Here is a 3639-nt window from a genome sequence, read left to right as displayed (position 1 = left end):
AAGCAGCGACGAGAGCGAGAACATCGCGGCCTTGCTGAAGATCGCGATCGGCCAGAATCTCGTTTCACTGGTTTATCAGCCTATCCAGGATGTCAAATCGGACCGGGTTGAAGCGGTGGAGGCTCTGATGCGCCTCAAAATGCTGGACGGCACATCGGTTCCGCCGAGCCTGTTCATTCCCGTCGCCGAGCGAACCGGCGCGATCCTGGAACTCGGGCGCTGGGCGATAAGGACGGTGTGCGCCGAACTCCTGGCTGACGACCACGTCCGTGTCGTCAGCGTCAACGTCTCCCCGATCCAGCTTAAGACACCTGGCTTCGCAACGTCTGTCGCGACCATTCTGGGCGAAACCGGCGTCGCCGGCAGCAGGCTGGCCTTCGAGATCACCGAAGGGCTGGAGATGGAGATGCACTCGGACATTCTGCGCTGCATCAGCGACCTGAAGCTGCTCGGGATCAAGATATGGCTTGATGATTTCGGGACGGGCTTTGCGGGCCTTTCGTGGCTTCGCCTGATCGATTTCGACACGGTGAAGATCGACCGATCGTTTCTGCACGACTGCAGCTCCCTGAGCGGCAAGGCGATGCTGCAGGACATCATCACCCTGGTTCGAAATCGCGGCCACAAGATCCTGGTCGAAGGGGTGGAAACCGACGAACAGATGGCTTTGATGCGCGAATTCGGCATAGACAAGATCCAGGGCTTCCATGTCGGCCGCCCCGCTCCCGCCGCCAGTTTCCAGGCAAAGCGGGCCATGCGCAAACGGTCATTTGCCGTGCTTAAGTCCGCATGATGGTGGCCTCTTTCCGACGTTTGGCTTAGCCGCCCTCAAAAGCCGTACTGATTGCAATCAACCCATGACTGGGCCAAGCGGCTACCTAGGGGCTACCGGTCGCTGGTCAACGCGTTGCGTAGCGCCTGGATCTGCCGGTTCAAGGCATCGAGCTCGGCAAGCGTCATGCCCGAGCGTTCGACCAAGGTCTCGTTCAGACAGTTGCATTGGACCAGCAGCGCGCGTCCGGCTGATGTCAGGTCGACCTGCACCTGGCGTTCGTCGGTCTGGCTGCGCTGGCGGGTCACCAGCTCGGCTTGCTCCATTCGCTTCACCAGCGGCGTGACGGTGCTCGATTCCAAAGCCAACCGGTTGGCGATGGTGCCGACCGACATCCCATCGGCCTCTCCAAGTGCGTTCAGCACCAGGTACTGCGGATAGGTGATGCCCATCTCGTCCAGCATCGGCTTGTAGGTGCGGTTTATCGCCATGCTGGTGGCATAGAGCGTGAAACAGAGCTGATTGTCCAACGGGAGAGGCACGGCGCATTCCTTTTGCCAATATGGGCATCAATTCGATACCACGAAAAATGATATCGCGATACATATTTTTGTGGACAAGGGTTTTGTGCCGCGTTAGCTATATGGTTATCGCGATATTGTTTATCGCGGAAATAACCACAAGGAGATTGAGATGACCTCGCAAACCAAGCCCAGCTCCGGCAGCGGTACGATCACCACCAAGGACGGAACGCAGATTTACTACAAGGACTGGGGGACCGGGCAGCCTGTCGTCTTCCATCATGGCTGGCCGTTGAGCAGCGACGATTGGGACGCCCAGATGCTGTTCTTCCTGTCACAAGGCTACCGTGTCATTGCCCATGATCGGCGTGGCCATGGGCGCTCGACCCAGACGGATATCGGCAACGAAATGGACACCTATGCCGCCGATGTCGCGGAACTCGCCGCTTATCTCGACCTCAAGAATGCCATTCATGTCGGACATTCGACCGGCGGCGGCGAAGTGGCGCGCTATGTTGCCAACTATGGCGCCGGCGGCCGTGTCGCCAAGGCGGTGCTGATCGGCGCGGTGCCGCCAATCATGCTCAAGACTGCCGCCAATCCCGGCGGCCTGCCGATCGAAGTGTTCGACGGCTTCCGCTCCGCCCAGGCAGCCAATCGCGCCCAGTTCTTCCGCGACGTTCCATCAGGTCCGTTCTACGGGTTCAACCGTCCGGGCGCGGACATCTCGCAGGGCGTCATCGACAATTGGTGGCGCCAAGGCATGATGGGCGGCACCAAGGCGCATTATGATTGTATCAAGGCTTTCTCGGAAACCGACTTCACCGAGGATCTGAAGGCAATCGACGTGCCTGTCCTGGTCATGCACGGAGACGACGACCAGATCGTTCCGATCGCCGATTCGGCGCTGCTGACGATCAAGCTGCTCAAGAAGGGCGAGCTCAAGGTCTACAAGGGCTTCCCGCACGGCATGGCCACGACCCATGCAGACATCATCAATGCCGACCTGCTGGCCTTCTTCAAGGCTTAAGGCCATGGCCCACAAAAATGCACCCGTCATCAGGCGGGTGCATTTTTGTGACAGCGGCAGACCCGCCTGATCTAGGCGGCCGCCTGCGCTTTGCGCGCTTCCTTCATGTTTGGCAGGAACACGGTGAGCAATCCAAGAAACGGCAAATACGAGCAGATCTGGAAGACGAAATCGATGCCCTTCATATCGGCGACGATACCGAGCACGGCCGCCGCGATGCCGCCCATGCCGAAGGCGAAGCCGAAGAAGATGCCGGCGATCATGCCGACGCGGCCCGGCACGAGTTCCTGCGCAAAGACGACGATGTTCGAGAAGGCAGAGGACAGGATCAGGCCGATCAGCACCGTCAGCACCATCGTCCATTCCAGATTGGCGTAGGGCAAGGCGAGCGTGAAGGGCAGCACGCCGACGATGGAGAACCAGATCATCGCCTTCTGCCCGTAGCGGTCGCCGAACGGGCCGCCGAGCAGGATGCCCAGCGCCGAGGCTCCGAGGAACAGGAACAGCATGACTTGGCTCATCTGCACCGAAACGCCGAACTTATGCATGGAATAGAAGGTGTAGTAGCTGGCGAGGCTGGCGATGTAGGCATTCTTGCTCAGCACCAGCAGGGTCAGCACGATCAATGCGTTCATCACCTTGCGGCGCGGGAAGGGCGAAACGAAGCTCGCCGCCTTGCGGGTGCCCTGTGCGGCACGCAGCCGGCTGTACCAGCCGCCGACCTGCCACAAAACGATGATGCCGATCAGCGAGCCGACGGCGAACCAGGAAATGCTGGTCTGGCCGAACGGCACGACGATGAAGGCTGCCAGCAGCGGCCCCATGGACTGTCCGAAATTGCCGCCAACCTGGAACAGCGACTGCGCCAGGCCGAAGCGGCCGCCGGAGGCGAAGCGGGCGATGCGCGAGGATTCCGGATGGAAGATCGCCGAGCCGATGCCGATCAGCGAGGCGCCGATCAGGAGCAGCGAATAGTGCCCGGCATAGGCGAGCACAATCAGGCCGATCAGCGATGACGCCATGCCGTAGGGCAGCGAATAGGGCATCGGCCGTTTGTCGGTGATCATGCCGATCACAGGCTGCAGCAGCGACGCGGTCACCTGGAAGGTGAAGGTCAACAAGCCGATCTGCCAGAAATCGAGGCCATAATTCTCTTTCAGGAGCGGGTAAATGGCCGACAGCAGCGACTGCATGATGTCGTTGATGCAGTGGCAGAAGCTCACCGCCAGGATCACGGTGAAGGCCGTCGCCTGGGCTGAAGCGTGACTGGTGGTCGCCGGTGGGGCGACGCTGGCGGCTGTCGTATCGGTCAAGGT

The 3639-nt window shown here is 60.4% G+C and carries 4 protein-coding genes; 2 read left to right on the top strand and 2 right to left on the bottom strand.

The genetic code is table 11. The features are described 5' to 3' along the window. Positions 1-793, top strand: a 793-nt coding sequence (locus EN893_RS23995; RefSeq protein WP_164901060.1) for an EAL domain-containing protein, incomplete at its 5' end; no start/stop codon positions are given. A 92-nt stretch (positions 794-885) separates the two neighbouring features. Here the strand turns inward: EN893_RS23995 and EN893_RS23990 are convergent. Then, positions 886-1314, bottom strand: a complete 429-nt coding sequence (locus EN893_RS23990; protein WP_127267865.1) for a MarR family transcriptional regulator — start codon at positions 1312-1314, stop codon at positions 886-888. A gap of 151 nt (positions 1315-1465) precedes the next feature. Between EN893_RS23990 and EN893_RS23985 the strand changes: the two genes are divergently transcribed. Further along, complete coding sequence (locus EN893_RS23985) at positions 1466-2323, top strand: alpha/beta hydrolase (RefSeq protein WP_127267864.1); 858 nt, start codon at positions 1466-1468, stop codon at positions 2321-2323. 71 nt (positions 2324-2394) lie between these two features. Here EN893_RS23985 and EN893_RS23980 read toward each other — a convergent pair whose 3' ends face one another. Continuing rightward, positions 2395-3636, bottom strand: coding sequence for an MFS transporter (locus tag EN893_RS23980; RefSeq protein WP_128361821.1), 1242 nt, complete (start codon positions 3634-3636; stop codon positions 2395-2397). Between the last annotated feature and the right edge of the window lie 3 nt (positions 3637-3639).

Origin of the sequence: Mesorhizobium sp. M7A.F.Ca.CA.004.04.2.1, assembly GCF_004022825.1 — a bacterium.
Lineage (GTDB): Bacteria > Pseudomonadota > Alphaproteobacteria > Rhizobiales > Rhizobiaceae > Mesorhizobium.
Note: the sequence above shows the minus strand (reverse complement) of the source record. Positions and strands in the feature narration are given on the sequence as shown.

Excerpts from the sequence above, each read along its gene's own strand:
- EN893_RS23985 (WP_127267864.1), top strand. The coding sequence starts at position 1,466 with ATGACCTCGCAAACCAAGCCCAGCTCCGGCAGCGGTACGATCACCACC.